This window comes from Saccharothrix ecbatanensis, assembly GCF_014205015.1.
Taxonomy (GTDB): Bacteria; Actinomycetota; Actinomycetes; order Mycobacteriales; family Pseudonocardiaceae; genus Actinosynnema; species Actinosynnema ecbatanense.
Genome location: NZ_JACHMO010000001.1, coordinates 5,515,470 through 5,540,584, shown reverse-complemented (window position 1 = coordinate 5,540,584; position 25,115 = coordinate 5,515,470). Strand labels below are relative to the sequence as shown.

Sequence of the window (25,115 nt, the reverse complement as noted above, 5' to 3'; positions counted from 1 at the left end):
CGCGATCTGTTAGCGATAACAGAGATCGTTTCACTGTCGGTCACGTCGGTGGCCGTGCGAGAACGCCGGAGGGGCACCGGGCCGGTCGGCTCGGTGCCCCTCGTGGCGCGGAACCCGCGTGCTACCCGGCGGAGCAGGTGGGCGACATGCCCGCGCCCGTGCCGGTGGCCTGGTAGCCGAACTCGACCGACTGGCCGGCCGGGATCGAGCCGTTGAAGCTGACGTTGGTGAACTCGACCGCCCCGCTGTTACCGCTGCGGTTGACGTTCCAGGCGTTGGTGATGGTCGCGCCGGAGGGGAGGGTCATGGCGACCTTCCAGCCGTTGACCGGCGAGGAACCGGCGGTCACGCGCACCGTGGCGACGAAGCCGCCCGTCCACTGGTTGATCGCCGCCGACGCCGAGCAGCCACCGTTCGGTGAACTGGTCGTGGTGGTGGTCGTACCCGTGGTGGTCGTTGTGCTCGTGGTGGTGGTGGTCGTCGACGTCGTGGTGGGGGTGGTGGTGTCGTCGGTCAGGGTGGGGGTTTGCCAGGTGCGCCACTGGGCGAGGTTGCCGGCGGCTTTGCTGGAGATGCGCATGGCGCCGGTGGCGGTGCCGGTCTTGTGGAGGAACTTCTGGATGTTCTGTTGGAGGGGGGTGCGCCATTCGGTGCGGTTGGCGCAGTGGCTGCCGTCGGAGACGTCGGACCAGTAGGTGATGTTGGCGCCGGCGCCGAGTGCCTTGTAGACCTCGGCTCCGCCGAGTGCGGCGACGCTGGCCGAGCGGGGGCCGAGGTTGGCGATGTGGGGGTTGTCCATGATGAACAGGCCGCGTGGGGCGACCATGGCGACGAGCTGGTGGGTGTCGATGGGTGCGCCGTTGGGGTTGCCGGTGTAGGAGTTGAAGGCGTCGCCGAACCAGGGTTGTTCGCCGTAGGCGCTGCTGAGGCTTTGGGCGCCTTCGCCGGGGATGCCGCGGTAGATGGGGACGCCGGCGGTGCCGGATTCGATGGGCATGGTCAGGGCGATGCGTTGGTCGAACACGCCGACGGCGAAGGCGCCTTTGCCGAAGCGGGAGCAGCCGGTGACGCCGACCGCGTCGGCCTTCAACACGTTGCCGCCGGAGGTTTCGATGACGTCGATGATGCGGCTGACGCCCCAGGCCCAGGCCATCATGATGCCGGTGCTGCTGGTGGCGCCGTAGACGCTGTAGAAGGCGCCCTGCTTGTTGTTGCGCGGGGTGCCTTCCTTGCCGACGGTGTAGGGGTCGTAGTTGATGACCGCGGCGCCGGCGGCTTTGATGGCGGCGGTGTCGGCGCCGAAGCCGCCGAGCACGACGACGGCGGGGAACGGGCCGGTGCCGCCGGGCAGTTCGACGCGGGCGGAGAAGCTGCTGCTACGCCCGTTGTGGGACACGTTGACGGTGATGTTGCTGCTTGAGACGGTGCCGGTGACGGTGGACGGCTTGGCGGGCTTGTCGCCGTAGACGTGCCGTTCCGCCAGTTCGCGGATCTCCGCCCGCCGGCACCGCCAGTCCGACTTGCTCGCGATCCGCGACCCGTTCAGCTTCGTGAACGGGTCGGGCAACTGCGAGTTCGACGGGAACGAGCCCGGCAACGACACCGGGCAGTCCGCGCCCTCGTCCTCGACACCGACAGCCGCGACACCGACGTCGGCCACGGCGGAGTCCGAGTGCGCTATCGCGGTCAACGCTCCGGCGAACGTGAGCGCCGCCACCGCCAACATGACGACCGTCGAACGGATCTTGGAGCGGCCCGGGCTGATGTCCACGGGGGCTCTCCTTCCGGATGGGTGGGCGTGACCAGGGACGGCGGCGATCGATGATCACTGAGGGCGAATCGACCTAAAGTTTCGATCGAATCAGCGAAACATGTCAATGCCGCCATCCGCCCACCCGGTCTCACTTGGCGCGCCCCACCCCCACACCCCCCGTGAGTCCTACGCCCAGAACCCGCGAGTCGAACCCTCAGGCCCCGCGTGTCGAACCTCCAGACCTCGCGTGTCGAACCTCCAGACCCCGTGAGTCCTACGTTCAGGACCCGTGAGTCCTACGTTCGGAACCCCCGAGTTCAACGCTCAGTACAAGATCGTTTGTTCTGAGCGTTGAATTCAGGGGTCCTGAACGTAGGACACGGTGGTCCTGAAGGTACGACTCGCGCGTTCTGAACGTAGGACTCACGCGGTGGGGACGTGGGACTGGCGGGGGTTACTCGGGGTTGTCGTCCGTCTTGCGGGCCTTGCGGCGCTGCTCCTCGGCGCGTTCACGGCAGCGGCGGAGGAACTCGGCGTCGGACTCGGAGTCGGTGGCGGCGAACCGGCCGGGCCGGTCGTACTCGGGGAACGAGGGCGTGCCGCGTTCGTACGCACGCGCGCTCCCAGCCGGACGCACCGGCCGACCAGCGACCAGCCAGACGAGCGAGCCGACCAACGGGAAGAACAGCACGATCAACAGCCAACCGACCTTCGGCAGGTTCCGCGCGTCACCGTCGTCGGTGGTGATGACGTCGATCAGGCAGAACAGCCAGAGGCAGAGCGTGAGAAGCCCGAAGAAGCCACCGAAGTACAGCATGTGCCCACATCCCCCAAAGTCGACCGGGAGATGCTACCGCAAGGGGCACAAGGCATCGGTCAACGGTCGAGTTGCCCGACGAGCACCCGCAACGCCGAACGGACGTGCTCCTCGGCGTGGTGGGTGACGGCGTCAGCGTCACCGGCTGAGAGCAGCCGCACGATCTCCCGGTGCTCGTCCACGACCACCGCCCGGTAATCGGGGTAGCCCAAGCGAATCCGGGTGAGCTGGAACAGGTGCACCTGCGAGCGCACGGCGTGCCACGCGTCCAGCAGCCGCCGGTTGCCCGCCGCCTCGTAGATCGCGTCGTGGAACTCGATGTCCAACGCCAGCAACTCGGTGCTGGGCGCGCCCGACGTCAATCGGCGAGCCATGACGTCGACCAACCGGCCCAACGCGTCGAGGTCGACGCGGCCGATCGCGCTGCGGCCCGCCAGTCCTTCCAGCGCGGCCCGGACCGAGTAGACCTCCTCGGCGTCCTGGACCGTCAGGTCGATCACCCGAGTGCCGCGGTGCCAGGCGCTGCGCACCAACCCCTCCCGCTCCAGCACGGCCAGCCCTTCGCGCACCGACCCACGGCTGACGTCGAGTGACGCGGCCAGTTCCACCTCGCGGACCGGCGAGCCCGGCGGGAACACGCCGGCGAGGATCGCTTCCCGGATCCGGTCGGCCGCCTCGTCCGCCAGTCCTCGTCGGTCGGCCTTCCTCAGCGCCTGCATAATGTCGAATGTTGACATCAGCCGAACCGGTGGTCAAGGTGGAGGCATGAAACCCGGCTTCCACCTCGCGGTTCCCGTCGACGACCTGGCCGAGGCACGCGCGTTCTACGGCGGCGTGCTCAACCTCGAAGAGGGCCGCTCGGCCGACAAGTGGGTCGACTGGAACTTCTACGGCCACCAGTTCGTGACCCACGTCGTGCCGGGCCCGCGCGCGGATTCCGGCCGCAACCCGGTCGACGGCCACGACGTGCCGGTGCCGCACTTCGGCCTGATCCTGCCGATTCCCGAGTTCCACGCGCTGGCCGACCGCCTGCGTGCCGCCGGAACGGAGTTCGTGATCGAGCCCTACCTGCGGTTCGCGGGCGAGCCGGGCGAGCAGTGGACGATGTTCTTCCGCGACCCGGCCGGCAACGCGCTGGAGTTCAAGGCCTTCAAGGACGAGTCGCAGGTGTTCGCGAAGTGAGCCGGGGTGTGCTGGTCACCGGCGGCAGCCGGGGCATCGGCGCGGCGATCGCGGACGCGTTCCGCGAATCCGGGGACAGGGTCGTCGCGCTCTCCTCGACCGACGTCGACCTGGCCGATCCGGACGCGATCGCGAGGGTGGTCGACGCCGCCGCCGACACGCTCGGCGCGATCGACGTCCTGGTCAACAACGCCGGTCTGGTGGAGTTGGGCTCGCTGACGGACAAGTCGTACCAGGAGTGGCAGGGGTTGTGGCGCCGCACGTTCGAGGTGAACGTGTTCGGCGCGGCCAACATGGCGTACTGCGTCGCGCGGCACATGATCGAGCGGGGCGTTCGCGGGCGGATCGTGAACGTCGGCTCGCGTGGCGCTTTCCGCGGTGAACCGGACATGCCGGCCTACGGCGCGAGCAAGGCCGCACTGCACTCGATGGGGCAGTCGCTGGCCGTTTCCCTTGCCCCGCACGGCATCGCGGTGACGTCGGTGGCGCCCGGTTTCGTCGGCACCGATCGGGTGGCGCACATGGTGACCGACGATGTCCGCCGGCAGAGCCCGTTCGGCCGGGTCGCGGAACCGGCGGAGATCGCCGCCGCCGTGGTCTACCTGGCCTCGCCCGCCGCCGAGTGGGCGTCCGGCACCGTGCTCGACCTCAACGGCGCTTCATACTTGCGGACGTGAAGAAAACGGACAGGTCCGGCTCGGTCGGGGTGATGCTGCCCCGCGACCTCGCACCGGCACAGGTGCTGCCGTACGCGCGGCGTGCGGACGAGCTCGGGTTCGACGAACTGTGGGTCGTGGAGGACCTGGGCTTCCGCGGTGGCATCGCCCAGGCGGCGGCCGTGCTGGCGGCGACGGAGCGGATCCGCGTCGGCATCGGGCTGTTGCCGGTGGGAGCGCGTAACGCGGCGTTCGCGGCCATGGAGATCGCGACGCTCGCCCAGCTGTTCCCCGGTCGGGTCGACATCGGCATCGGGCACGGGATGCCGGCGTGGATGCGGTCGGTGGGGGAGTGGCCGGCGAGTCCGCTGACGTTGTTGGACGAGTACCTCCGCGCGGTGATCGCTTTGCTGCGCGGCGAAGCGGTCGAGCCCGGCGAGTACGTCGCGCTGGACGCCGTTCGGCTGGAAGGCGCGTGCGTGCCGGACGTCCCGCCGCTCGTCCTCGCGGGAGTGCGGGGGCCACGGTCGCTGGCCGTGTCCGGGAAGGTGGCGGACGGGACGATCCTGGCCGAGCCGACGACGCCGGAGTACGCGCGTGCGGCCCTCGAGCAGATCGACGCGAACCGGCCGCACCGGCTCGTCGGGTACAACGTTGCCGCTGTTCACGCCGACGCGGCCGTGGCGATCGACGCGGTCCGCGCCGGGCTGGAGTGGATCGGTGAGCCCGACTGGGCGCCGCACCTGGCCCCGCTGCCGTTCGCGGACGAGTTCGCGGCGCTGCGGCGGGAGTCCGGGAGCCGGGAGGAGTTCGTGCGCCGACTGCCGGAGGAGTGGGTGCGGCAGCTCTCGGTGACCGGCACGCCCGACGACGCGCGGGCGAGGCTGGACGAGCTGTTCGCGGCCGGCGTGGACAGCGTCGTGCTCATCCCGGTGGGCGCGGATCCCTTGGAGAGTCTGGCAGCGGTTCTGTAGCGGGCACGTAGACGACCAGGCGGTGGTCCTCGTCGCCGGGCACGCCCAGGCTTTCGTACGCCAGCCGCAACGTGCCGGCCTCGGGGTGCTGCCACTGCTCGACCCCGGTCCCGGCGGGCACGGCCGACGCGGCGAAGCGGCGGCCGAACTCCGCGCCCGCCGTGATGGACAGCTCCTCGGCGAGCATGGCCGCCGCGCCGTCGCCCAGGTCGGCTGCGGCACGCAGGGCGGCGGCATGATCGTCGGCCACCCGTTCCCACTCCGGGAACGCCGTGCGCGCCCTGGCGTCGCCGAACACGAACCGGGCGAGGTTGGGCTGGTCGGCGTCGAGCAGACCGGCCGGCCCGGCGAGCCACCGGAACCCGTCGGTGCACGCGAGGACGTCACCCTGCGCGTCGGCGACGAACGCGGGCGTCGGCTCCAGCCGGTCCAGCAGCGCCAACACGGTGGGACGTACGGGAAGGGGAGCCGTCGACGCCGGGCACAGCGCACCGCCGCCCGCCTTCACCAGGCGGTGCAGGTGCACGCGTTCGTGTGACGAGAGGCGCAACGCGTCGGCCAGCGCCCCGAGGACCTGCGCCGACGGGTGGCGGTCGCGTCCGCGTTCCAAGCGGGTCAGGTACTCGACGCTGACGCCCGCGAGTTCGGCCAGCTCGCCCCGGCGCAGACCCGGCGTGCGGCGGCGTGAACCGGTCGGGAGCCCCACCTCGGCCGGAGTGATCGCCTCCCTCCGGGCCCGCAGGAACTCGCCCAACGCGTTCATGGTCGCCGAGTCTAGGTCTGCCCAGAGGGTCCCTGACGGGGCCTCCCTCCGGCGGACCGGCTGTTCCACGCTGTGCGGCATGAGGTACCGACTCTTCGGCCAGACCGGCCTGCGCGTGTCCGAACTCCTGCTGGGCACGATGACCTTCGCCGATCCCGCCGAGGCACGCCGCATCATCGACGCCTACGCCGACGCGGGCGGCAACGTGCTCGACACCGCGTCGGCTTACGGCGGCGGCGAGGAACTGCTCGGCTCCATCGTGGAGCGACGCGACAGGTTCGTCATCGGCACGAAGTACACGCTGTCGCGCGACGCCGCCGACCCCAACGCCTCGGGCAACCACCGCAAGAACCTGGCGCGGTCGCTGGACCGGAGCCTGCGCCGGCTGCGCACCGACTACATCGACATCTACTGGGTGCACATCTGGGACCGGCACACCCCGGTCGAGGAGACCATGCGGGCGCTGGACGACGCCGTCCGCGCCGGGAAGATCCTCTACACCGGCATCTCCGACGCGCCGGCCTGGGTCGTCGCCCACGCCAACACGCTCGCGCGGTGGCGCGACTGGACGCCGTTCGCCGGCCTCCAGGTGCCCTACAACCTGCTGAAACGGGACGCCGAGCGCGAGCTGCTGCCGATGGCCGAGGCGCTGGGACTGAGCGTGACCGCGTGGGCGCCACTCGCCGCGGGCAAGCTGTCCGGAACCGTCGACGCACCACCCGGATCTCCCCGTTCGAAGCGCGTGGACCCCGCTTCACTGACCGCGCGCGACCGTGCGGCGGCCAACGCGGTCCGCACGGTGGCCGACGAGCTGGGCGTCCGCCCGGCACAGGTGGCGCTCGCGTGGACGCGCGCCAAGTCGCGTGCGGTGCTTCCGCTGGTCGGCGTGAGCAGCGTCGCGCAGCTCACCGAGAACCTCGGCGCGCTCGACGTCACCCTGCCCGAAGACGCGGTCCGTCGGTTGGACGAGTCGGTGGAGTTCCGGCTCGGCTTCCCCTCCGACTTCATCGCCGAGTGCGAGCCGAGCCCGTTCGTCTTCGGCGACACCGCCACCAGCGTCGACCCGCGCTGAACGGTCAGGCCTTCAGGATCGCGTCGATCGCCGTAGGCACGATTTCCAGCAGCTGGGAGTGCACGTCGGCGGACTCGCCCTTGGCGGCCACGGCGACCACCGACATGAGGTTGTCGCGGCTGAGCACGGCGGCGCAGACGTGCGCGCCCGGCTGGAACTCCTCGCAGTAGCCGAAGATCCCGGACAGGATCGGGTTCTTCGGCATCTCGGTGTCGGCGCGGACCGCTCGCGTCGACCCGTCGTCGTGGCGGTACGAGGCGCACGTCCTCGCGCGGTCCGCGATCCGGGCCAGGATCTCGCCGGCGGTGGTGTCCTCGAAGCGGTGCACGTAGTTGAACGCCGAGATGCGGTCGCTGCCCCACGACCGGTAGTACGACGTGTACTTGCCCGGGTCGCGGACGCCGCCGCACATGTCCACCACGTTCCACTTGCCGTACTTGTCGTCCTTGGGCTGGTCGGCGCCGTGCGTGACGAAGGTGTCGACCGGCAGGGCGGCGGCCTTCAGCCGGCGCGGACCGAGTTCCGGGTCGACCGACCGAGTGGTCGTGGTGGTGGAGGTGGCGGGCGGCTCCGACACCGCCGTCGATGTCGGTGTCGCCGTCGGTGTCGGCGAACAGGCCGTGACCAGCAATGCCACGACGACCAGCGTGTGTCTCAAGTGTCCCCCCTCGGTGCCGGCCGGGATCGTAACCTCCGATATACGTGTCACCGGAACGATCATGGCGTCGGCTGCGTCTGACGGCGTGGTGTCGAGTGGACGGATGGGTGGACATGGCGGGGTTCGGAGCGGTGCCCGAGGAGTTACGGCGGGCGGCCGGTGAGATCGGTGACGCGGGCGACAAGACGGCGGGCCTGGTGTGGTGCGGGCCCAGCGGCGAGTACGGGCACGACGGCGTCGCCGGAGCCTGGGAGCTGTTCATCCAGGAGATGAAGGCGTACGTCGAGCGGCTTCGGCAGGAGGCCGACGAGCACGCCATCGGGCTCCGCGCCGCCGCGTCGTCCTATGTGGACGTCGACGGTGAAGAGGCGGTCGGGTTCGGCCGGCTCGGGGAACCGGCGCCCGCCGGCGACATCTCGCGCCGCCTGGGGACCACGCCGCTGAAGCCGGTGTCCTGATGGCGGCCCGACTCGGCGAGACCAACGACCCCAAGGCGCTCATCCCCGGCGAGCCCGAGCTGATCACCGGTGACCTCCGCCAACTCGTGCAGACGCTGCGGGCGGTCGTGGCGGTCGGCGAGGACCTCGGCCGGATCGAGCCCGGCGGCTGGAGCGGTGACGCGAGCACCGCGTTCCGGTCCGTCTTCCGGTCCGAACCGCCCCGCTGGCTCCAGGCCGGCGAGGACCTGGGCGGCGGCGGGCAGGCGCTGGCCGACTACGGCGACGTGCTGGTCAAGTGCCAGTCCGAAGCGCAACGCGCCGTCGAGATGCACCTGGAGGCGCAGGCCGCGACCCGCCTCGCCGTCGCGCAGCACGACGCCATGGTGCTGTCCGGCACGACCGCCCCGTTCCAGGACCCGGGCCAGGCCGCCACGGCCAACGCCCAGAAGGTCCTCGACGACGCCCGCGCGGGGCTGTCCGGCATCGGTGACGTGGTCGCCAAGGCGCTCGGCTGGGAGTCCGACGGCAAGGGCGGCTACAAGAAGTCGTTCGGCAAGGACTCGTTCGGCGCCTCCCACCGCGAGACCGACGAGAACGGCAAGGACCCCGGCGGCTGGCAGAAAGGTCCGGGCGGCAAGTCGTACCAGGGCAAGACGGGCAGCGAGTCCGAACGCCTGCTCACCGAGGCGATCGCCGAGGTCGCGAAGAAGTTCGGCATCGACCTGCACGAGCGCACGGCCGGCAAGGACTGGCAGGTCGACGTCGCCCACGGCAGCAAGGAAGGCGACTTCACCGCCGGGCCGCTGTCGGGCAGCGGCAGCATCAGCGGCTCGGTGCTCGGCGCGGAAGCCGGGGTGACCGCGACCGCGAGCGCCGCGGGCGTCACGGTGGGCGCGAACGCGAGCGCGTACCTGGCCAAGGGGCACGCCGAGGGCGAGATCAGCCTCGGCAAGCACGCGGGCGTCTCGGGCAGCGCGGACGCCATCGTGGGCGCGTCCGCCGAGGCCAAGGGCACGGTCGGCTGGCTGGGCGCGAAGGGCAACGCGGAGGCGTTCGCCGGCGCCAAGGTGTCCGGTGAGGCGAGCGCCGAGGTCGCCGGCATCGGCGCGGGCGTGAACGGCGAGGCCTGGGCGGGCGTCGGCGCGCAGGCGAGCGGGCAATTCGGCATGGGCGAGGACGGCAAGTTCCACATCGGCGGGTCGCTCGGCGTCGGGTTGGGCGTGGGTGGCAAGGTCGGGTTCGACGTCAGCGTCGACCCGGTCGAGGTCGTCGAGACGGTGATCGACGTCGCGGACGACGTGGGCGAGATCGCGAAGGACGTCGGGCGCGGCGTGGAGAACGTGGCCGAAGGCGCCGGTCGCGCGATCGGCCGGTTGTTCGGCCGATGACCTACCGCAGGATCGCAGGAGGAGACGCAGGCATGGCCACCACCCTTCCGGTGCCGATCGAGTTCTCGCTGCCCGACGGGTGGCTCTCGGCCCCTCCCGACGAGGTGGGCGCGTCGCAGGCGGCGTTCGTCGCGCTGCACCCCGGCTCCAGCGCCGGGTTCACCGCGAACGTGACGATCAGCGGCGAGGTCCGCACGGACGTGACGTTGGCGCAGGTGGCGGCGGAGGCCGCGGCACGGCTGGAACGCGGCGTCGGCGGCCCGGTCGAGATCGGGCGGCGCAACGAGCTGGAGTCCGCCTACACGCAGGTCGTGCGGATGACCGTGCCGATCGACGGCCGGCCGGTGGAACTGGTGCAACTGCAGGTTTTCCTGGCCATGCCGGACGTGCGCGACAAGAGTCGGCGCGCGGTGCTGGAGATCGTGCTGAGCGCGACGCCGGAGCAGTTCGAGGACCTGGTGGGCGACTTCCAGGCGTTCCTCAAGACCATCCGCCCGGACGAGGGAGTGACCCGGTGACCGAGTCCGCCGAGATCCTGCTGCGCCGCATCGAGGCCATCGACACGGCCGCCGCCGACAACCGGCTGCGCGCGGAGTCGTACCAGCGCATGGCGGAGGACTTGAAGGACGTGGTGGGCACTGCGACGTCCGACGACGGCGTGGTGACCGTGGTCGCCGGGTCGGACGGCACGGTCAGGTCGATCACGTTCGGGGCCGCGGTGCGGACCACCGACCCGGCGGCGCTGTCGTCCACGACGTTGCGGACGATCGCGTCGGCCCGGGTGGAGGCGGCCCGCAGGCAGGCCGAGGTGGTCCGGTCGGCGCTGGGTGACACGAAGCTGCTGGACCAGGTGCTGGCCGAGGACCGGCGGCTGTTCGGCGACGAGGCCCCGCAGGAGCCGCACGCCATCGCGCCCCGCGTCGTCCGACGTGAGGCGCGGGTGGTGGACGAGGAGCCGGAGGCGGCCTACCAGAGCCGCCCGGCGTGGTGAAGCTCGGCTAGTCGCCGGCGGGGCAGACGCAGCCCCTGGTGTGGTGCTCGGTGGTGGTCGCGGTGCAGAAGCGCATCGCGATCCGGTCGTGCGAGGCCCACGAGTGCTTGCACGCGACGCACTTCGGCGACGCGGCCCCGTCGGCCTCGGCGGCTTCGGTGGTGACATCCGACTCGATCGTCGGCAAGACCTGGTTCATCTGATCCATCCAGTCCGCACGCACGGAGCAAGTCGTAGACACCACGCCCGAACGGACGACGAACCGCCCGCCAAACGAGGTCCCGCTCACGGGCGATGCGAGAAGGCATCGGGAAACCGGCAACGTGGAGCATGATGCTCGAACGGTTCCCGCCACCACCCACGGTACACGCCGGGCCACGTCCCGCTCCCGTCGGGCAGCTGCGCCGATTGTCACGGAATACGCATTTCGCGCACTTCCGAGCCACTTCCGAGCACGGCCAACTGCCCGTGCCGGTGGCACGGGCAGTTGTGGTCGAACGGGGGTCAGGCCGCGGAGGCCTTGAGCTTGCGCGCCAGGAATTCCGGCCTCGGCCAGCGGACCTTGGTGGCCCAGCCCAGCTTCTCGAAGGCCCAGATGAAGCGCGCCGAGATGTCGATCTGCCCGCGCCGCACGCCGTGCCTCGCGCACGTCGGGTCGGCGTGGTGGGAGTTGTGCCAGGACTCGCCCATGGAGGCGATCGCCAGCGGCCAGAAGTTGGCGGACTTGTCCCTCGCCGTGAACGGCCGGTCGCCGATCATGTGGCAGATGGAGTTCACGGACCACGTCACGTGGTGCAGCACGGCGACGCGCACGAGCCCGGCCCAGAAGAACGCGGTCAGCGCGCCCCACCAGCTCCACGTCACCAGGCCGGCGATGAGGGCGGGGGACAGCAGTGTCGCGACGGTCAGCGCCGGGAACCAGCGGTTGACGCGCTGGATGTCGGCGTCGGCGAGCAGGTCGGGCGCGAAGCGTGCCGCGTTGGTCTGCTCACGCTGGAACATCCACCCGAGGTGGGCGTGCCAGAAGCCCTTGGCCAACGCGCTCGCGGACGTGCCGAACCGCCACGGCGAATGCGGGTCGCCGTCACGGTCCGCGTAGGCGTGGTGCCTGCGGTGGTCGGCGACCCAGTCGACGACCGGCCCCTGCATCGCCATGCTGCCGACGACGGCGAGCGCGATCCGCAGACCGCGGTTGGCGGTGAACGCCCCGTGGGTGAAGTAGCGGTGGAACCCGATCGTCACGCCGAGGCACGTCAGCGTGTAGAAGAACAGGGCCAGGCCGATGTCGAGCCAGCCGAGGCCCCAACCCCAGGCCAGCGGCACGGCGGCGGCCAGCGCGAGCGCCGGGATGACGACGAAGAGCTTCACCAGGAACACCTGGGTCGACGACTTCTCACCGGCCAGCATCGGCTCGGGCCCGTTGTGCGAACTGTCCGGCGTCGAACTCTCCGGTGGCGGATTCGTGCGAACGGCTTCAGTCAACGGGGATACCTCCGTGCGTGCGGTGACCTGGTCTCCGCCGCCGGGGTCTCGGGCGATCGGTGTGGGTGTCGCCCAGGGCGACGATGCGACGATGCGGCGAATGCCGGTGCCCCCCGCCCCCGAAGGGAACGAGGGGCACCGGTTTTCCGCGTCTCCGTCAGCGTTTCAGCTGGTAGGAGCAGGTAGGTGGGATCAAGCGGCTCAGACGGCGCGGACGCCGACGGCCTGGAGGCCCTTGGGCCCCTGGTTGATCTCGAACTGGACGTGCTGGTTCTCTTCCAGGCTGCGGTAGCCGAAGCCCTCGATCTCCGAGTAGTGCACGAACACGTCCGGGCCGTTGTCGTGGGAGATGAAGCCGAAGCCCTTCTCCGAGTTGAACCACTTCACGGTTCCCTGAGTCATCTGTTCTCTCTTCCTTGGGCAGTGCTGGATCGGCGCCGCTGAACCGCGGCTCCGGGTCGGATCTCAGACGACGACTTCTCCAGCTTGTCCTGCAAAGCAAAGAAAGAACTTCGTCCGCAACATCATTCCCGCGAAACTGCTGTGGAAACACGGACACAAAATTGACGACCACTCCGTACAACCCACCGGGGCCCGGATTAGTTCCCGCACGCCGCCTTGTCACCCGTTTGGCGGAACACCGGCTTGGTCCCGTGATTGGCCCCGTGCCTGGTCACAGCCGTGCGGGCGCCAACTCCTCTTCCGCGTGCACGACCATCGACTCCAGCGCCGGGCCGCCGAACGTGGTGGCCATGGCGACGTCGGCGGCGTCCCGGCCGCGCCCGATGACGACCCGACCCTTGCGCCGGGCGTTGTTGCGCGGGTCGAACGTCCACCACCGGTCGCCCAGCCGGACCTCCACCCACGCGGCGAAGTCCATCGGCGTGCCGTCGGACGCCACGTCCAGGGCGGGCAGGTAGCCGAAGACGTACCGCGCCGGGATGTTGAGCGCACGGCAGAACGAGATCGCCAGGTGGGCGTAGTCCCGGCACACGCCCGCGCCCGACGTGTTGACGTCGGCGGCCGTGGACAGCGCGGTGGAGCTGCCGTAGCCGAAGCTCAGGTGCTCGTGCACGTGCGCGCAGATCGCCCGCACCCGGCGGTAACCCGGGGCCAGCGAGCCGAACCGCTGCCACGCCTCGTCGGCGAGCACGTCGGGCAGGCAGTAGCGGCTGGGCAGCGTGTAGTGCAGCACGTCGTCGGACAGCTCGTCAGGGGCCGTTTCCGGCGCGTCCTCGTCGGCTTCCTCCGGCGCGTCCGCCACTTCCGCGAGCGCGCTGTAGTGCATTGTGGACAGACCGCTCGGCAGAACGACGCGTGAGCACAGGTTGCCGTACAGGTCCACGTAGTGGCGCATGGCGACATCCGGCTCGACCGACAGCCGTTCGTTCGTCACCCGCACGTCCTGGTCGCGCGCCGGCCGCACCTGGAACACCGTGGGGGTGTCCACTTCGGCCCGGTACGTGAACGCGCACCCGATGCGCAGGAACCTTCGGTCCGAGGCCGGACCGGCGTCGCTTTCGGCAGCCGACCCCATGTCGGTGCTCCCGTCCCCGGTCTGGACCGGACCGGATCGGTTTCGTCGGGGACGAAGCCGGCTCTACCGCCGCCCTGCGAGTTGCGCCCGACACGCCCACCATAACGCTGTGGCGCCCACGGCACCACGACGTGTACCGTGGGTGTCATCGGGGCGATTCATATCTTCTGAACCCGAAAACCCTCGCGCCGTGTGAGGATCTCCGGCCCGGCATCGCCGGCCGTGAGCACGCAGCGGACGCGGAGAAAGTCGGAACACATGTCAACTTCGTTCAACGAGCTGTTCAGCCACCCGGACACGACCCGGACCGAGACCGCCAACGGTCTGGGCCGGGACGAGCAGCGGTCCTACACCGATCTGTTCCGCGAGCCGGCCGACGTGCCGCCGCAGAACACCGGCGAGATGGCCTGACCGCGGTAGCCCGAACCGCTCTGCGGAGCCTGTGACGGAGCCCGCGACCGAACCGGTCGCGGGCTCCGCTTCAAGCATGTCCAGACCTCTGGGCACTACCGGTAGTGCGGTCGGTGGCCGCCGACGCCCTCGTCGTCCGCGCCGTGCCAGAAGTCCGGCGCGTACGGCGTGTCGGGCACGGTGACCAGGTCCTCGGGCCGGCGCGGAACCGGAGGGGCCGGCGCACCGGCCACCTCCGCCACCTCGTCCACGTCGATCGCGAGCCGGTCCAGGTCGTTCACCAGCCGCCGCACCCCGGGTGGTCCCGGAAGTCCGCGCGCAAGGCGTCCGTGTGCGTGCGGGCCTGGTCGATCAACGCCCGCAGGGCCGTCAGTTCGCGATTCGACATCGTCACCTCACAACGGGATGTTCGTGTGCCGCCCTCGGCCGGCCGGCGCGTTCGCCAGCGCCTTCGCGATCCTGACCCGGGTCTCGTCCGGGGAGATCACCTCGTCCACCACGCCGAGCGACATCGCGCGGTCGACGCCGCCGGCGATCCGGCGGTGCTCCTCGATCAGCTTCTCGCGCAGCTCCGCGCGCTCCGTCTCGTCGGCGACGGCGGCCAGCTTCTTGCGGTGCAGGATGCCCACGGCGGCTTCCACACCCATGACGGCGACCTCGGCGTCCGGCCACGCGAACACGGCCGTCGCGCCCAGCGAACGCGAGTTCATCGCGATGTACGCGCCGCCGTAGGACTTCCGCGTGATCAGGGTGATCCGGGGCACGGACGACTCGGCGAACGCGTGCAGCAGCTTCGCGCCGCGCCGCACGACGCCGCCCCACTCCTGGCCGACGCCGGGCAGGTAGCCGGGCACGTCCACGAGCACGACCAGCGGCACGCCGAGCGAGTCGCACATCCGCACGAACCGCGCGGCCTTCTCCGCCGACAGCGAGTCGAGGCAGCCGCCCTTGCGCAGCGGGTTGTTGGCGATGATGCCGACGGTCCGCTCGCACAGCCGGCCGAGGCCGACCACGACGTTCGGCGCCCAGCCGGCCTGGAGCTCCTCGAACACGGCGTCGTCCAGCAGCCGGTTGATCACCGGGTGCACGTCGTAGGCACGGCGCGGCGACTCGGGCAGCAACGCGCTCAGGTCGTCGGGCTCGCCCGCGGACGCCACCTCGATCTCGCCGGGCCGGCTGAAGAACCCGGTGAGCCGACGCGTGCGCCGGTAGGCCTCTTCCTCGGTGTCGACCACGATGTGCGCCACGCCGGACTTGCGGCCGTGCGCGACGGGACCGCCGAGGCCCTCCATGTCGATCACCTCGCCGGTGACCGTCTTCACCACGTCCGGGCCGGTGACGAAGATCCGGGCGTCGTTGGACATGACCACGATGTCGGTCAGGGCGGGGCCGTAAGCGGCGGCGCCGGCGGCCGGGCCGAGCACCACGGAGATCTGCGGCACGACGCCGGAAGCGCGGGTCATCGCGGCGAACATGCGGCCGACGCCGTCCATCGACTCGACGCCGTCGGCGAGCTTCGCGCCGCCGGAGTGCCACAGGCCGATGACCGGGACGAGCTGCTCGACGGCGGTCTCGATGGCGCGGACGATGTGCATCGCGCCGGGCCAGCCGAGGGCGCCGCCCATCTTCGTCGCGTCGGTGCAGTAGGCGATCACGGGTCGGCCGTCGATCAGGCCGCTCACCGCGCTCACGCCGCTGTCGTCCGCTTCGTGCAGCGGTTGTGCGGAGTCCTCGTCCAGCAGCCGGCCGAGCCGGACTGACGGTGCGCGGAAATCGGGCTCGACAACGCGAGCGTCGACGTGGGCGGGCACGGTCTGCGCCGTCATGGGTCCCCCGGGTATGCAGGATGGTGTCAAAGACGGAATATGACCGCCCACGACTGTGGGGGGAACCCCAGAAAACCCCCTGCACCCACCCCTATGGGGGCCACTTCCCCTCGGTGCGGTCGGCACACCGAGGGGGATGCGAGTGGCTTGGCTCTGGCGTCGGTCATCCGTTTCTTACCCGGCTTCTTACCCGGCGTTCACCCCGCGCGCCAGAGGGCGGGCACGTTCGGCGGCTCCCAGCCAGGCTGGGCGAGGTGGGCTTGCAGGCACACGTACCCGGTTCCGCCGTAGGTGACGTGTGCTCCGGTCGCGTAGTTGGTGCCCGCCGCCCACGTGCCGCCGCCCGGTGACGACGTGGTCGTGGACGTCGGCTTGGTGGTGCTGGTCTGCGACACGTTCAGCACGAAGTCGAACTTCGCCTCACGGCCGCTGCCCACGGTCCGCACCGCCATCAGCAGTCGTGGGTCGAAGAGGCTGTCGGTGCTGTTCCGCGGCTCGCCCGGGAAGTAGAGCTGGGTCGTGAGCACCGGGCGTCCGGGCGCCTGAGCCTTCACGTGGAGGTGCCGGGTGCGGCCGGGGTAGAGGCCGGGCACGATCGTGGTCAGCGTGAACGCGCCCGCGGCGTCGGTGAACTGGTGGCCGCGGAAGCGGAAGCCGGCGTTGTCGTAGACGCCGTTGACGTCCGCCTGCCAGAAGTCCAGCAGCACGTTGCCGAGCGGTTGGCAGGCCAGGCCGAACACGTAGCCGGTGACGGTGAGCCGGGTGCCCGGCGTGCTGCCGTCGACCAGTGACGTGCGGCGGGGCGAGTTCGGCTTGAAGTAGGGGCCTTCCATCTGCGGTGGCGTCGGGTCGTCGCCGTCGTCGCACGCCGGGGTGACGTCCAGCGGGCCACCGTCCGGGCCGACCGTGCGGGCCAGCGCGGGCACTCCCATCAGCGCCGCGGGCAACGCGACCCCGGCGGCGAGCGCGGCACGCAGCACGGTCTTGCGACTGAGGTGGGCGTCCGTCGCGTCGTCCGGTGCGCTGTCCGGTGCGCTGTCCTTCGATGCGTCCATACCTGCTCCTCGTGGGTGGGTTCGCCAGGAATCCACCCCGAACCTAGGGACGCCGGCCGGCCACGACGATGGACTGGAACCGCGGTTCGTGGTGATCCTCGTGGTCGCTGTTGCCGGTGTCCTGACTGTGAATGCGTCACGGTGAACGGGTTTCGCCGCCGCGGCGGAAGGCTCCGGGGCTCAGGCCCGTCTCCCGGCGGAAGAAGCGGCAGAAGTACGCAGGGTCGGCGAAGCCCGTCCGGACAGCGACCTGCCGCACGGTCAGGTCCGTCTTGGCCAGCAACCGCTTCGCCTCGTGGGTGCGCGCTTCCCGGACGAGCTGCGACGGCGTCCGCCCGGTCGCCGCCTTCACCGCCTCGGTGAGGTAGCCGGGCGTGACGCCGATCCGCTCCGCGTACGCGCCCACCGACCACAGCGCGTGGTCCGTGCGGCCGACCAGCCGGACGAACTCCTCCGCCACCGCACCCGCCCGCGCCGGAGGCGGTGCGGCCGGCGTCGCGCGCAGTCTGGCCGCACGCACCACGAGCACGTGCAGCAGCGCGCGCAGGATCGTTTCGACGCCTGCCTCACCACGTCGGTACTCGTCGTCCAGCTCGGCGACCAGGCGCGCGATTCGGGCGTGGGCGGGCTCGTCCAGCGTCAGCCACGGGCGCTCGCTCAACCGCCGCAGCAGCTCGCGGTCGGCGGGGTGGTCGAGCAGGAAGTCGTCGGTGAACAGCAGGACGGACCCGGTCAGGTCCCGCGTGTCCTCCCAGTGGTGCACCTGGCCGGGCGCGATCACGCACAGGTGCGGCGGGCGCAGCTCCCAGCGGGCGAGGTCGACCACGTGCGTGCCGATGCCGCCGGTGACGTGCACGATCTCGTGGAACGTGTGCCGGTGCGGGAACGCCGCGCGCGACAGCGGGCCGATCGTGTCGAACGTGCCGACGGCGAACGGCAACGCGTTCGGCAGCGGCACTTCCAGCCGGTGCACGGGCAACTCGCCCTCGCGGGGCGTCCGGCAGGGCGTTCCCGGTGGCACGGTGGTGCCGCGCATCGTCCCGATCCTCTCGCCTGAAGGTCCAGACCAATTCTCGTCGCGGTCACCATGGCACGGTCGGGTGATCGTGGGAACACGGCGCGGCAAACGGGCACGTCACCGCGCTCGCGTTCAGCCCCGACGGCCGTCACCTCGCATCCGCCGGCCAGGACGGCTCGGTACTGCTGTGGGACACCGACCGGTCGACATGGCGGGCCCTGGCGTGCCGGATCGCACAGCGACAGCTGACCGCGCAGGAGTGGAGCGTGTTCGTCGGAACCAACCGGCCGCAGCCCACGTCCTGCTCCTGACCCCACCCCGTCGAGGCGACTCCAGGAACGACTCTTCTCACGGGCGATGCGGGACCGTGCTGGGGACGGTGATCGGTCAGCGGCACGTTCCTGCCGCTGGCGGTGGTCCTGTAACGCTCCCTCGCCACCCGAGCCGCCTAACGCCCCTTGTGCGGGCTCGGCCGTCAGCCGAGCCCACACCGGTGTTTGGCCTCACAGGTGTGGCGACTTCGTCGCCTCAAGGGGAAGTCGGAGGGGCGATCACACACAGTTCGCGGTGGTAGGTGATGTGGGCGGCGTCGATGGGGTGATCGGGCACGACGCGGAGCTTGCCCACCTCCACCCGGTCGCGCACCCGGCGCACGACGTAGTCCTCGTCCACGTACAGCCCGTACCCGTCGAACTGGACGTGGCAGTTCGCGCACAGGCACAGCAGGTTCTCCAGGTCGTCAGGCCCGGTGTGCACGGTGAGGCCGCGGATGTGCGCGGCCTCGCTGTAGTAGCCGAACCCGGTGCTGAGCCGGGTGCCGCAGAACTGGCAGGTGTGGTCGTACAGCGCTTTCACCTTCTTGACCACCTTCGGGTCGCGGACGACCGACGACCCTTGGTTGGGCCGCCGACGCCGTTCGCCAGGGGTGTCCGCGTCGCGCTGAGGCCCACCGCTGACCGTCAGGTAGTCACCGAGGCCCACGCTCGCCAAGAGGCTCTCATGGTCCTCGATGTCGTCGAGGTGCCGAGAACGCAGTGCGTTAATGGCCTTGGTGCGGAAAGAGACGTCCATCAGGAGCCGGTGGAACTCGTCGGTGAAGCCGGCCCTCGGTTCCGGCGCATTCGCGGCGCTCGAAGGGGTCTCCTCAGGATCGATCCGCCAAAAGCTGGTCCGTCTCAGGTCGTAGAAGGGGCGTTCCACCTCGTCGGCGCCCTCTACCCCGCAGGCGGTGAGCACCATGGAGACCCCCTGCCGGAACGTCGACAGGGGGTGCAGCCGCGGCTTGTCCCCGACCTGGCCGATCGTCCACAGCAAGGCGACCGATTCACTCTTCGCGCTCCGCTCCGGGCTGTGAAGGGTGAGCAGCTCCGTCATATGTTGTTCGACGGAGAACGGGCCGTCGGGCGACGGCTTTGTCGGCTTCGGCTGTTCGGTCGGCGTGACGAATTTCCCTGCGGGAACGAGCGTGACCGAGCGCAGCGTCTCCTGTCTGGTCGCCCGGAGGACCAGGTCGGTCGCGTCCTCCCGGATCAACCGCACATCGCCCAGCGCCATCATGTGCTCGAACGTCTCACCGGTCTTGTCGGCGCCCCAGATCGAACGGGCGGCGGCCGGGTTGTGGAACAGCTTGAGGATCACCGCTTCGGCGATGAACGTGCGCTTGGCGTAGAACAGCACGCGGTCACCGACGCGCCGGCCGCGGATCGCCTTCGCCTTCAAGCTGTTTTGCTTTGCCGGTGCCGGCGGGGTGTTGCCCCACAGCTTCGCCGTTCCATCGCGGTACAGCGCTTGCAGTTCGGCGAGGTCTTCGCCGAAGGCGTCGGCGTGGTCGGCGAGCCGGACCCCCTTCTCGATGGTCCGCTTGAAGTTTCCCGGCCCGCCGTCACGGGCGCCGCCGCGCGGTTGCAGCAGGAGCTGCTGCGGATCACGGCGCTCCTGCACCACGAACCCGAGCCCGCGCAGGTGAAGGCCCACGGTCGCGTGTCCGCCGCTGAACTCGCCGGGGGTGAGCGCCCGGCCGTCCAGGAACTCATGCGCCACCCCGACGATCGCCTTCGAGTCGTACTGCTTCCCGTTGTGGACCACGACGAAGCGGCGCGCCTTGTCGTACCCGTACCGCTCGAGGAAGGCGTCGCGGCCCACCTCGTCGAACCGCGCGATCGCAGCAAGCACGTCTTGGCCGCGGACGTCCCGGTAGCTCATGGACGCAGAGTAAGGGAGGGGTCCGACAATTCCTGGCGCGAGGCGAACAGGCCCATCAGGAAGTCCTGGGTCTCCGGGTCGGTGGAGTGGAATCGGCAGCCGGAGGTGCCCCGGGTTGCGAGCACCCAGTATGTGTTCAGGGCCAACTGGCGGTACGCGTCGGGAGCGACGTTCTCCATCACGTCGTCGTGGCTGTGCTCGGGCCGGCCGACCCACTCGCCGTCCCGGCGGACGAGGTCGGGACCGATGATCACGCCGCTGTAGTCGTACTCGAGCGCCTGCGCGGTGTAGACGCACCCGACCTGGTTCTCGCCACCCGCGTCCGTCGCCCAGAACTCCCTCTGCGGCGCCGTGACGGCATCGCCGTCCATCCGGGTCATCATCGAGTTCCACGGTCGCCGCCAGGTGCGCGGCCCGCCGTGCTCGTCGGTCCACTCGATCACGACATCCTCGCTGAGCGGCCGGTTGACCCCGTCCTTGCTCCACTCCCAGCAGAAGCCGGCGGAGATGCGGGCCGTCCGCCCGCCACGACCGCGTGCGCGGATCCACGCGGACAGCTCGTCCGGATTCGCCGCCAAACCCACCTCGTACTGGCCCGGCACCCACGGCTCGGCCTCGCCGTCCACCGAGAAAAGGCGGTCCAGCCAGTTCAGGTACCGCTGCGAGCCGCCACAGCGGAACTGGCTGGTCAGCGTGATGTGCGTGAACTCGGCGTCGAACCTCTCGGCGGTCTGTGCCAACTCCGAGACGCTGACCCCCTCATTCGGCCGGATGACCTGCCGCTCGTCGAGGAAGAACACGCTCACGGGCGAGTAATGGATCAGCCGATCGAGGGTGCGGTCGCTCCGGCGCAGCCGCTGCGCCTCGTCGATCAGCGGGATGACGTGGGCGTCCGACCGGCTGGGGCGGAAGCTGTCCGGAACCAGGAAGAGCTGTTTCGCCCCAGGGAGTTCGGTGGCTCGAACCAACTGCCGGCGCAAAGTGCCGGAGGGTGTGATGAATCGCGTCTGCACCTCGCCACGCGGCGACTGGATGCGTGGGATGTCGGCCAGCAGCCGAAGCGCGATCACGGTCTTCCCGGTGCCGGGACCGCCGGTGACCGCGATGACCTGCCGCTTCGTCGTCCGCTCCGGGTCGAGGGTGCGCAGGACGCGGACCTGCGCCGTCTGCTGGTCGCCCAGGAGTCGGAACTCCGACTTCTGCGACAGGATGTTGTCGAGGTCCTCGAACACCGACTTCGACGGCCGTTGCCTGGCCCTGACGAACTTGTCCACCTGCTCGGACGTTGGCGGACGGAGGTCCTCGCAGCGCAGCAGCCGCGCCAGCTCGCCGCCGTCCGTTCCCGACAGGTCCGCTTGGCCGACGATCGGCACGTCTCGGCTGCCGTGGCTGTCCACCACGGCGTGTCGCAGCCGGTGCACCACGTCGACCGGCGCGTTGTGCAGGAACGCGACGCCCCGGTACTCGAGGTCGAGCGTCGCCTCCTCCAACCAACCCTCGAGGTGGCTGGTGTAGCCGAACGCCTGGCGGCAGGGGTGTGTCCGGACGACGTCGTCCAACGCGACCTCGAGCGGTGACGTCCAGGTGCAGCGGCTCCACTGCTTGAGTTCGACCACGACCCCGGTGAGGCCGCCGCGGGGTCGCGCGCCGAGCACCAGCGCGTCCACCCGTTCCGCGCTGCCCGCGAGCGTGTACTCCAGGAGCAGCCACGACCCGGCCTGCCCGGCCCGGTCCAGCGCGTCCAGCAGCACCGGCCAGCTGTTGGTCCAACTCCGCAGCTCGGCCGCTCCCGGCGGTTCCCCGTGCTGCTCCTCGAAGCGATCCGCGCACTCGCGCGTGAACCGGCGGGGTGACGACCGCATCGCCTCACGGGTCTCACCCACCTGCCCGCAGTGGACGTACATGATCTACAGCTACCAGAGAGCCCCACCAAGGAACGCATGAATCGCGAATCCCGCCTGGGACCAGCACCGTCACGGCCGGAAGGCGCTCATTGCGATGCTCGCGTGCTCGTTCGGCTGCGACCGACTCCTCGAGCTCGGCCACGTCTCGGTGGACGACGACGGCGCGGTGCTCGCCGCCGCCACGGGTGGCACGCTCGATCTGCAACCTTGAACTGCTGCGGTGCCGGGTCACGGACGCCTTCCACGAGCGGTCGGCACGGTACTTCGTGCGGCATCGCCGGAACCGGTTCAAGGGTCGGACCGAAGGGAGTGTCGGAGGGGTCAGTTAGGATCGCGCGATGGCTTCGCAAGAGGTGCTGCGAAGGATTTTCGGGTACGAGTCCTTCCGCGGGGAGCAGCAGGACATCGTCGACCACGTCATCACGGGCGGCGATGCGTTGGTGCTCATGCCCACCGGGGGTGGGAAGTCGCTGTGCTACCAGATCCCCTCCCTGGTGCGCGACGGCACGGGCGTCGTCATCTCGCCGTTGATCGCGTTGATGCAGGACCAGGTGGACGCCCTGCGCGACCTCGGCGTCCGCGCCGGGTTCCTCAACTCCACCCAGTTCCCGGACGAGCGCGCGCTGGTCGAGGCCGAGTTCCTGGCCGGTGAGCTGGATCTCCTCTACCTCGCCCCCGAACGCCTGCGCACCGAGCAGACCACCCGCCTGCTGGAGCGCGGCAAGATCGCCCTCTTCGCCATCGACGAGGCCCACTGCGTCTCCCAGTGGGGCCACGACTTCCGCCCCGAGTACCTCGCCCTCTCCCACCTGCACGAACGGTGGCCGGAGGTGCCCCGGATCGCGCTCACCGCGACCGCCACCCAAGCCACCCACGCCGAGATCGCCGAACGCCTCCGGCTCGGTGACGCGAAGCACTTCGTCGCCAGCTTCGACCGCCCGAACATCCAGTACCGGATCGTGCCCAAGAACGAGCCGAAGAAGCAGCTGCTGGAACTGCTCCGCACCGAGCACAAGGGCGACGCGGGCATCGTCTACTGCCTGTCCCGCAACTCGGTGGAGAAGACCGCCGAATTCCTCACCCAGAACGGCATCCCGGCCCTGCCCTACCACGCCGGCCTCGACTCGGGCACCCGCGCGCGCAACCAGTCCCGGTTCCTGCGCGAGGACGGCCTGGTGATGGTCGCCACCATCGCGTTCGGCATGGGCATCGACAAGCCGGACGTGCGGTTCGTCGCCCACCTCGACCTGCCGAAGTCCGTGGAGGGCTACTACCAGGAGACGGGCCGCGCGGGCCGGGACGGGCTGCCGTCCACCGCCTGGCTGGCGTACGGGCTCCAGGACGTCGTCCAGCAGCGCAAGATGATCGACGACTCCGAGGGCGACCAGCAGCACCGCCGCAAGCTCATGGCCCACCTCGACGCGATGCTCGCGCTGTGCGAGACGGTCGACTGCCGCCGCGTGCGGCTGCTCGACTACTTCGGCCAGTCCAGCACGCCGTGCGGCAACTGCGACACGTGCCTCGTGCCGCCGGAGACGTGGGACGGCACCGTGGCGGCGCAGAAGGTGCTGTCCACGCTGGTCCGGTTGCGCAACGAGCGGCGGCAGAAGTTCGGCGCGGGGCAGACGATCGACATCCTGCTCGGCCGCAAGACCGCGAAGGTCATCCAGCACGACCACGACCAGCTGAAGGTGTTCGGCATCGGCGCCGAGCTGAACGAGAGCGGCTGGCGCGGGGTGATCCGGCAGCTGCTCGCGCAGGGGCTGATCGCGGTGGAGGGCGAGTACTCGACGCTCGTCGTCACGCCGGGCAGCGACGAGGTGCTGTACCAGGGCCGCAAGGTGCTGATGCGGCGTGAGCCGGAGCGCCTGGCCAAGGTCAAGACCACGAAGAGCGCAGCGGCGCAGGTGGAGCTGACGGCCGAGGCGACGCCGGTGTTCGAGCGGCTGCGGGCGTGGCGCGCGGCGACGGCGAAGGAGCAGGGCGTCCCGGCTTACGTGATCTTCCACGACGCGACGCTGCGGCAGATCGCGACGTCCGGGCCGTCGACGTTGGACGAGTTGGGCACGGTCAACGGCGTGGGCGAGAACAAGCTGGCGAAGTACGGGCAGCAGATCTTGGACACGTTGAGCGCATGAACGACCTCCGTGCCGACTGCTCGCGTTGCTTCGCGCTGTGCTGCGTGGTGCCCGCGTTCGCCAAGTCGGTCGACTTCGCGATCGACAAACCGGCGCGCACGCCGTGCCGGAACCTGCTCGCGGACTTCGGCTGCGGCATCCACACGAAGCTGCGGGAGTCCGGGTTCACCGGCTGCACGGTGTACGACTGCTTCGGCGCCGGTCAGCAGGTGGCGCAGGTGACGTTCGGCGGGACGAGCTGGCGTGACGACCCGGCGTCGGCGGCGACCATGTTCGACGTGTTCCCGGTGATGCGGCAGCTGCACGAACTGCTCTGGTACCTGACCGAGGTGCGGTCCCTGGACAAGGCCCGCGCACTGCACCCCGCTGCCCGTGATCTCAAGGCGAAGATCGAAGCGCTCACCGCCGGCTCGCCGGAAGAGCTGCTGGCTGTGGACGTCGGCCCGTACTGGGAGCAGGCGAACGCGCTGCTGCTGAAGGCGAGCGAGCTGACCCGTGGCAAGGGCAAGAACCGCCGTGGCGCCGACCTGATCGGCAAGGAGCTGAAGGGCGCGAACCTGCGTGCGTCCAACCTGCGCGGGGCGTACCTGATCGGCGCCGACCTGCGTGGGGCCGACCTGCGCCTGGTGGACTTCATCGGCGCCGACCTGCGTGGCGCGGACCTCTCCGGCGCCGACCTGACCGGCGCCCTCTTCCTCACCCAGGCCCAGGTGGACGCTGCCAAGGGCTCCCGCGCCACCAAACTCCCCACCACCCTGACCCACCCCGCTCACTGGCCGTAACCCTCCGCGCGAGTCGAACCTCCAGACCCCGCGTGTCGAACCTCCAGACCCCGTGAGTCCTACGTT

General features: G+C 70.3%; 26 protein-coding genes and 1 pseudogene. 12 read left to right on the top strand and 15 right to left on the bottom strand.

The features are described from left to right. Positions 1–121 precede the first annotated feature (121 nt). From F4560_RS23325 to F4560_RS23315, 3 genes are all read right to left on the bottom strand, one after another. On the bottom strand, positions 122–1,771 hold the full coding sequence (locus F4560_RS23325; protein ID WP_312869440.1) for a glucuronyl esterase domain-containing protein: 1,650 nt from the start codon (positions 1,769–1,771) through the stop codon (positions 122–124). Between the two features lie 436 nt (positions 1,772–2,207). Then, the gene (locus F4560_RS23320; protein ID WP_184923169.1) at positions 2,208–2,570 is read right to left on the bottom strand and encodes a PLD nuclease N-terminal domain-containing protein; all 363 of its coding nucleotides are present in this window, start codon (positions 2,568–2,570) and stop codon (positions 2,208–2,210) included. A gap of 59 nt (positions 2,571–2,629) precedes the next feature. Further along, positions 2,630–3,289, bottom strand: a complete 660-nt coding sequence (locus tag F4560_RS23315) for a GntR family transcriptional regulator (RefSeq protein WP_184923167.1) — start codon at positions 3,287–3,289, stop codon at positions 2,630–2,632. 46 nt (positions 3,290–3,335) lie between these two features. Here F4560_RS23315 and F4560_RS23310 point away from each other — a divergent pair, with 46 nt between their 5' ends. Genes F4560_RS23310 through F4560_RS23300 form a run of 3 tightly spaced genes read left to right on the top strand, consistent with a single transcriptional unit; the run spans position 3,336 to position 5,382 of the window. Next, a complete protein-coding gene (locus F4560_RS23310) occupies positions 3,336–3,752 on the top strand; it encodes a VOC family protein (RefSeq protein WP_033437883.1) in 417 nt (138 codons plus the stop codon). Further along, a complete protein-coding gene (locus F4560_RS23305; protein ID WP_184923165.1) occupies positions 3,749–4,429 on the top strand; it encodes an SDR family NAD(P)-dependent oxidoreductase in 681 nt (226 codons plus the stop codon). Before F4560_RS23310 ends, F4560_RS23305 begins: the two co-directional genes overlap by 4 nt. Then, positions 4,426–5,382 carry an LLM class flavin-dependent oxidoreductase gene (locus F4560_RS23300; RefSeq protein WP_312869439.1) on the top strand — a complete coding sequence of 319 codons (957 nt, stop codon included), beginning with the start codon at positions 4,426–4,428 and terminating at the stop codon, positions 5,380–5,382. The genes F4560_RS23305 and F4560_RS23300 overlap by 4 nt, the downstream gene beginning before the upstream one ends. Here F4560_RS23300 and F4560_RS23295 read toward each other — a convergent pair. Further along, a complete protein-coding gene (locus F4560_RS23295) occupies positions 5,333–6,145 on the bottom strand; it encodes a helix-turn-helix domain-containing protein (RefSeq protein WP_184923163.1) in 813 nt (270 codons plus the stop codon). The genes F4560_RS23300 and F4560_RS23295 overlap by 50 nt on opposite strands. Positions 6,146–6,224: 79 nt before the next feature. On the opposite strand from F4560_RS23295, the gene F4560_RS23290 reads away from it, so the two are divergent. Continuing rightward, positions 6,225–7,217: an aldo/keto reductase gene (locus F4560_RS23290; protein ID WP_184923161.1), complete on the top strand. Its 993-nt coding sequence runs from the start codon at positions 6,225–6,227 to the stop codon at positions 7,215–7,217. 4 nt (positions 7,218–7,221) lie between these two features. On the opposite strand, the gene F4560_RS23285 is transcribed toward F4560_RS23290, so the two are convergent. Beyond that, complete coding sequence (locus F4560_RS23285) at positions 7,222–7,875, bottom strand: hypothetical protein (RefSeq protein WP_184923159.1); 654 nt, start codon at positions 7,873–7,875, stop codon at positions 7,222–7,224. 113 nt (positions 7,876–7,988) lie between these two features. Between F4560_RS23285 and F4560_RS23280 the strand changes: the two genes are divergently transcribed. The 4 genes from F4560_RS23280 to F4560_RS23265 are packed head-to-tail and all read left to right on the top strand — an operon-like array spanning position 7,989 to position 10,694. Further along, entirely contained in the window at positions 7,989–8,333 is a 345-nt protein-coding gene (locus F4560_RS23280; protein WP_184923157.1) for a hypothetical protein, read from the top strand. Next, a complete protein-coding gene (locus tag F4560_RS23275; RefSeq protein WP_184923155.1) occupies positions 8,333–9,703 on the top strand; it encodes a putative T7SS-secreted protein in 1,371 nt (456 codons plus the stop codon). The genes F4560_RS23280 and F4560_RS23275 overlap by 1 nt, the downstream gene beginning before the upstream one ends. Before the next feature lie 32 nt (positions 9,704–9,735). Further along, positions 9,736–10,221: a hypothetical protein gene (locus F4560_RS23270; protein ID WP_184923153.1), complete on the top strand. Its 486-nt coding sequence runs from the start codon at positions 9,736–9,738 to the stop codon at positions 10,219–10,221. Then, positions 10,218–10,694 (top strand): YbaB/EbfC family nucleoid-associated protein, encoded by a 477-nt coding sequence (locus F4560_RS23265; RefSeq protein ID WP_184923151.1) that lies wholly within the window; start codon positions 10,218–10,220, stop codon positions 10,692–10,694. Before F4560_RS23270 ends, F4560_RS23265 begins: the two co-directional genes overlap by 4 nt. A 7-nt stretch (positions 10,695–10,701) precedes the next feature. Here the strand turns inward: F4560_RS23265 and F4560_RS23260 are convergent, their stop codons facing one another. The 4 genes from F4560_RS23260 to F4560_RS23245 all read right to left on the bottom strand — a co-directional run bounded on the left by F4560_RS23260 (position 10,702) and on the right by F4560_RS23245 (position 13,713). Then, positions 10,702–10,893, bottom strand: coding sequence for an RGCVC family protein (locus F4560_RS23260; RefSeq protein ID WP_184923150.1), 192 nt, complete (start codon positions 10,891–10,893; stop codon positions 10,702–10,704). A 305-nt stretch (positions 10,894–11,198) separates the two neighbouring features. After that, positions 11,199–12,176, bottom strand: a complete 978-nt coding sequence (locus tag F4560_RS23255; RefSeq protein ID WP_376775334.1) for an acyl-CoA desaturase — start codon at positions 12,174–12,176, stop codon at positions 11,199–11,201. Positions 12,177–12,377: 201 nt separating this feature from the next. Next, positions 12,378–12,578, bottom strand: coding sequence for a cold-shock protein (locus F4560_RS23250; protein WP_184923148.1), 201 nt, complete (start codon positions 12,576–12,578; stop codon positions 12,378–12,380). Between the two features lie 271 nt (positions 12,579–12,849). Then, complete coding sequence (locus tag F4560_RS23245; protein WP_184923146.1) at positions 12,850–13,713, bottom strand: transglutaminase domain-containing protein; 864 nt, start codon at positions 13,711–13,713, stop codon at positions 12,850–12,852. Between the two features lie 258 nt (positions 13,714–13,971). Between F4560_RS23245 and F4560_RS23240 the strand changes: the two genes are divergently transcribed. Beyond that, complete coding sequence (locus F4560_RS23240; RefSeq protein ID WP_184923144.1) at positions 13,972–14,124, top strand: hypothetical protein; 153 nt, start codon at positions 13,972–13,974, stop codon at positions 14,122–14,124. Between the two features lie 95 nt (positions 14,125–14,219). On the opposite strand, the gene F4560_RS46260 is transcribed toward F4560_RS23240, so the two are convergent. The 4 genes from F4560_RS46260 to F4560_RS23220 form a co-directional block, all read right to left on the bottom strand. Beyond that, complete coding sequence (locus tag F4560_RS46260) at positions 14,220–14,405, bottom strand: Rv0250c family protein (protein ID WP_312869438.1); 186 nt, start codon at positions 14,403–14,405, stop codon at positions 14,220–14,222. Positions 14,406–14,519: 114 nt separating this feature from the next. Then, the gene (locus F4560_RS23230; RefSeq protein ID WP_184923142.1) at positions 14,520–15,950 is read right to left on the bottom strand and encodes an acyl-CoA carboxylase subunit beta; all 1,431 of its coding nucleotides are present in this window, start codon (positions 15,948–15,950) and stop codon (positions 14,520–14,522) included. A 197-nt stretch (positions 15,951–16,147) separates the two neighbouring features. Further along, on the bottom strand, positions 16,148–17,005 hold the full coding sequence (locus F4560_RS23225; protein ID WP_184923140.1) for a dioxygenase family protein: 858 nt from the start codon (positions 17,003–17,005) through the stop codon (positions 16,148–16,150). A 136-nt stretch (positions 17,006–17,141) separates the two neighbouring features. After that, positions 17,142–18,041, bottom strand: coding sequence for an AraC family transcriptional regulator (locus F4560_RS23220; protein WP_184923138.1), 900 nt, complete (start codon positions 18,039–18,041; stop codon positions 17,142–17,144). 101 nt (positions 18,042–18,142) lie between these two features. Here F4560_RS23220 and F4560_RS46690 point away from each other — a divergent pair. Beyond that, positions 18,143–18,334: pseudogene (locus F4560_RS46690) on the top strand (WD40 repeat domain-containing protein); the annotation flags it as partial. A 217-nt stretch (positions 18,335–18,551) separates the two neighbouring features. Here F4560_RS46690 and F4560_RS43725 read toward each other — a convergent pair. Further along, positions 18,552–20,225, bottom strand: a complete 1,674-nt coding sequence (locus tag F4560_RS43725) for an HNH endonuclease (RefSeq protein WP_221483620.1) — start codon at positions 20,223–20,225, stop codon at positions 18,552–18,554. Beyond that, complete coding sequence (locus tag F4560_RS23205) at positions 20,222–22,108, bottom strand: DNA/RNA helicase domain-containing protein (protein ID WP_184923136.1); 1,887 nt, start codon at positions 22,106–22,108, stop codon at positions 20,222–20,224. Before F4560_RS23205 ends, F4560_RS43725 begins: the two co-directional genes overlap by 4 nt. Positions 22,109–22,467: 359 nt before the next feature. Here F4560_RS23205 and recQ point away from each other — a divergent pair, with 359 nt between their 5' ends. Further along, positions 22,468–24,267, top strand: coding sequence for a DNA helicase RecQ (recQ, locus tag F4560_RS23200; RefSeq protein WP_184923134.1), 1,800 nt, complete (start codon positions 22,468–22,470; stop codon positions 24,265–24,267). Continuing rightward, entirely contained in the window at positions 24,264–25,049 is a 786-nt protein-coding gene (locus F4560_RS23195; protein WP_184923132.1) for a pentapeptide repeat-containing protein, read from the top strand. The genes recQ and F4560_RS23195 overlap by 4 nt, the downstream gene beginning before the upstream one ends. Positions 25,050–25,115: the final 66 nt, after the last annotated feature.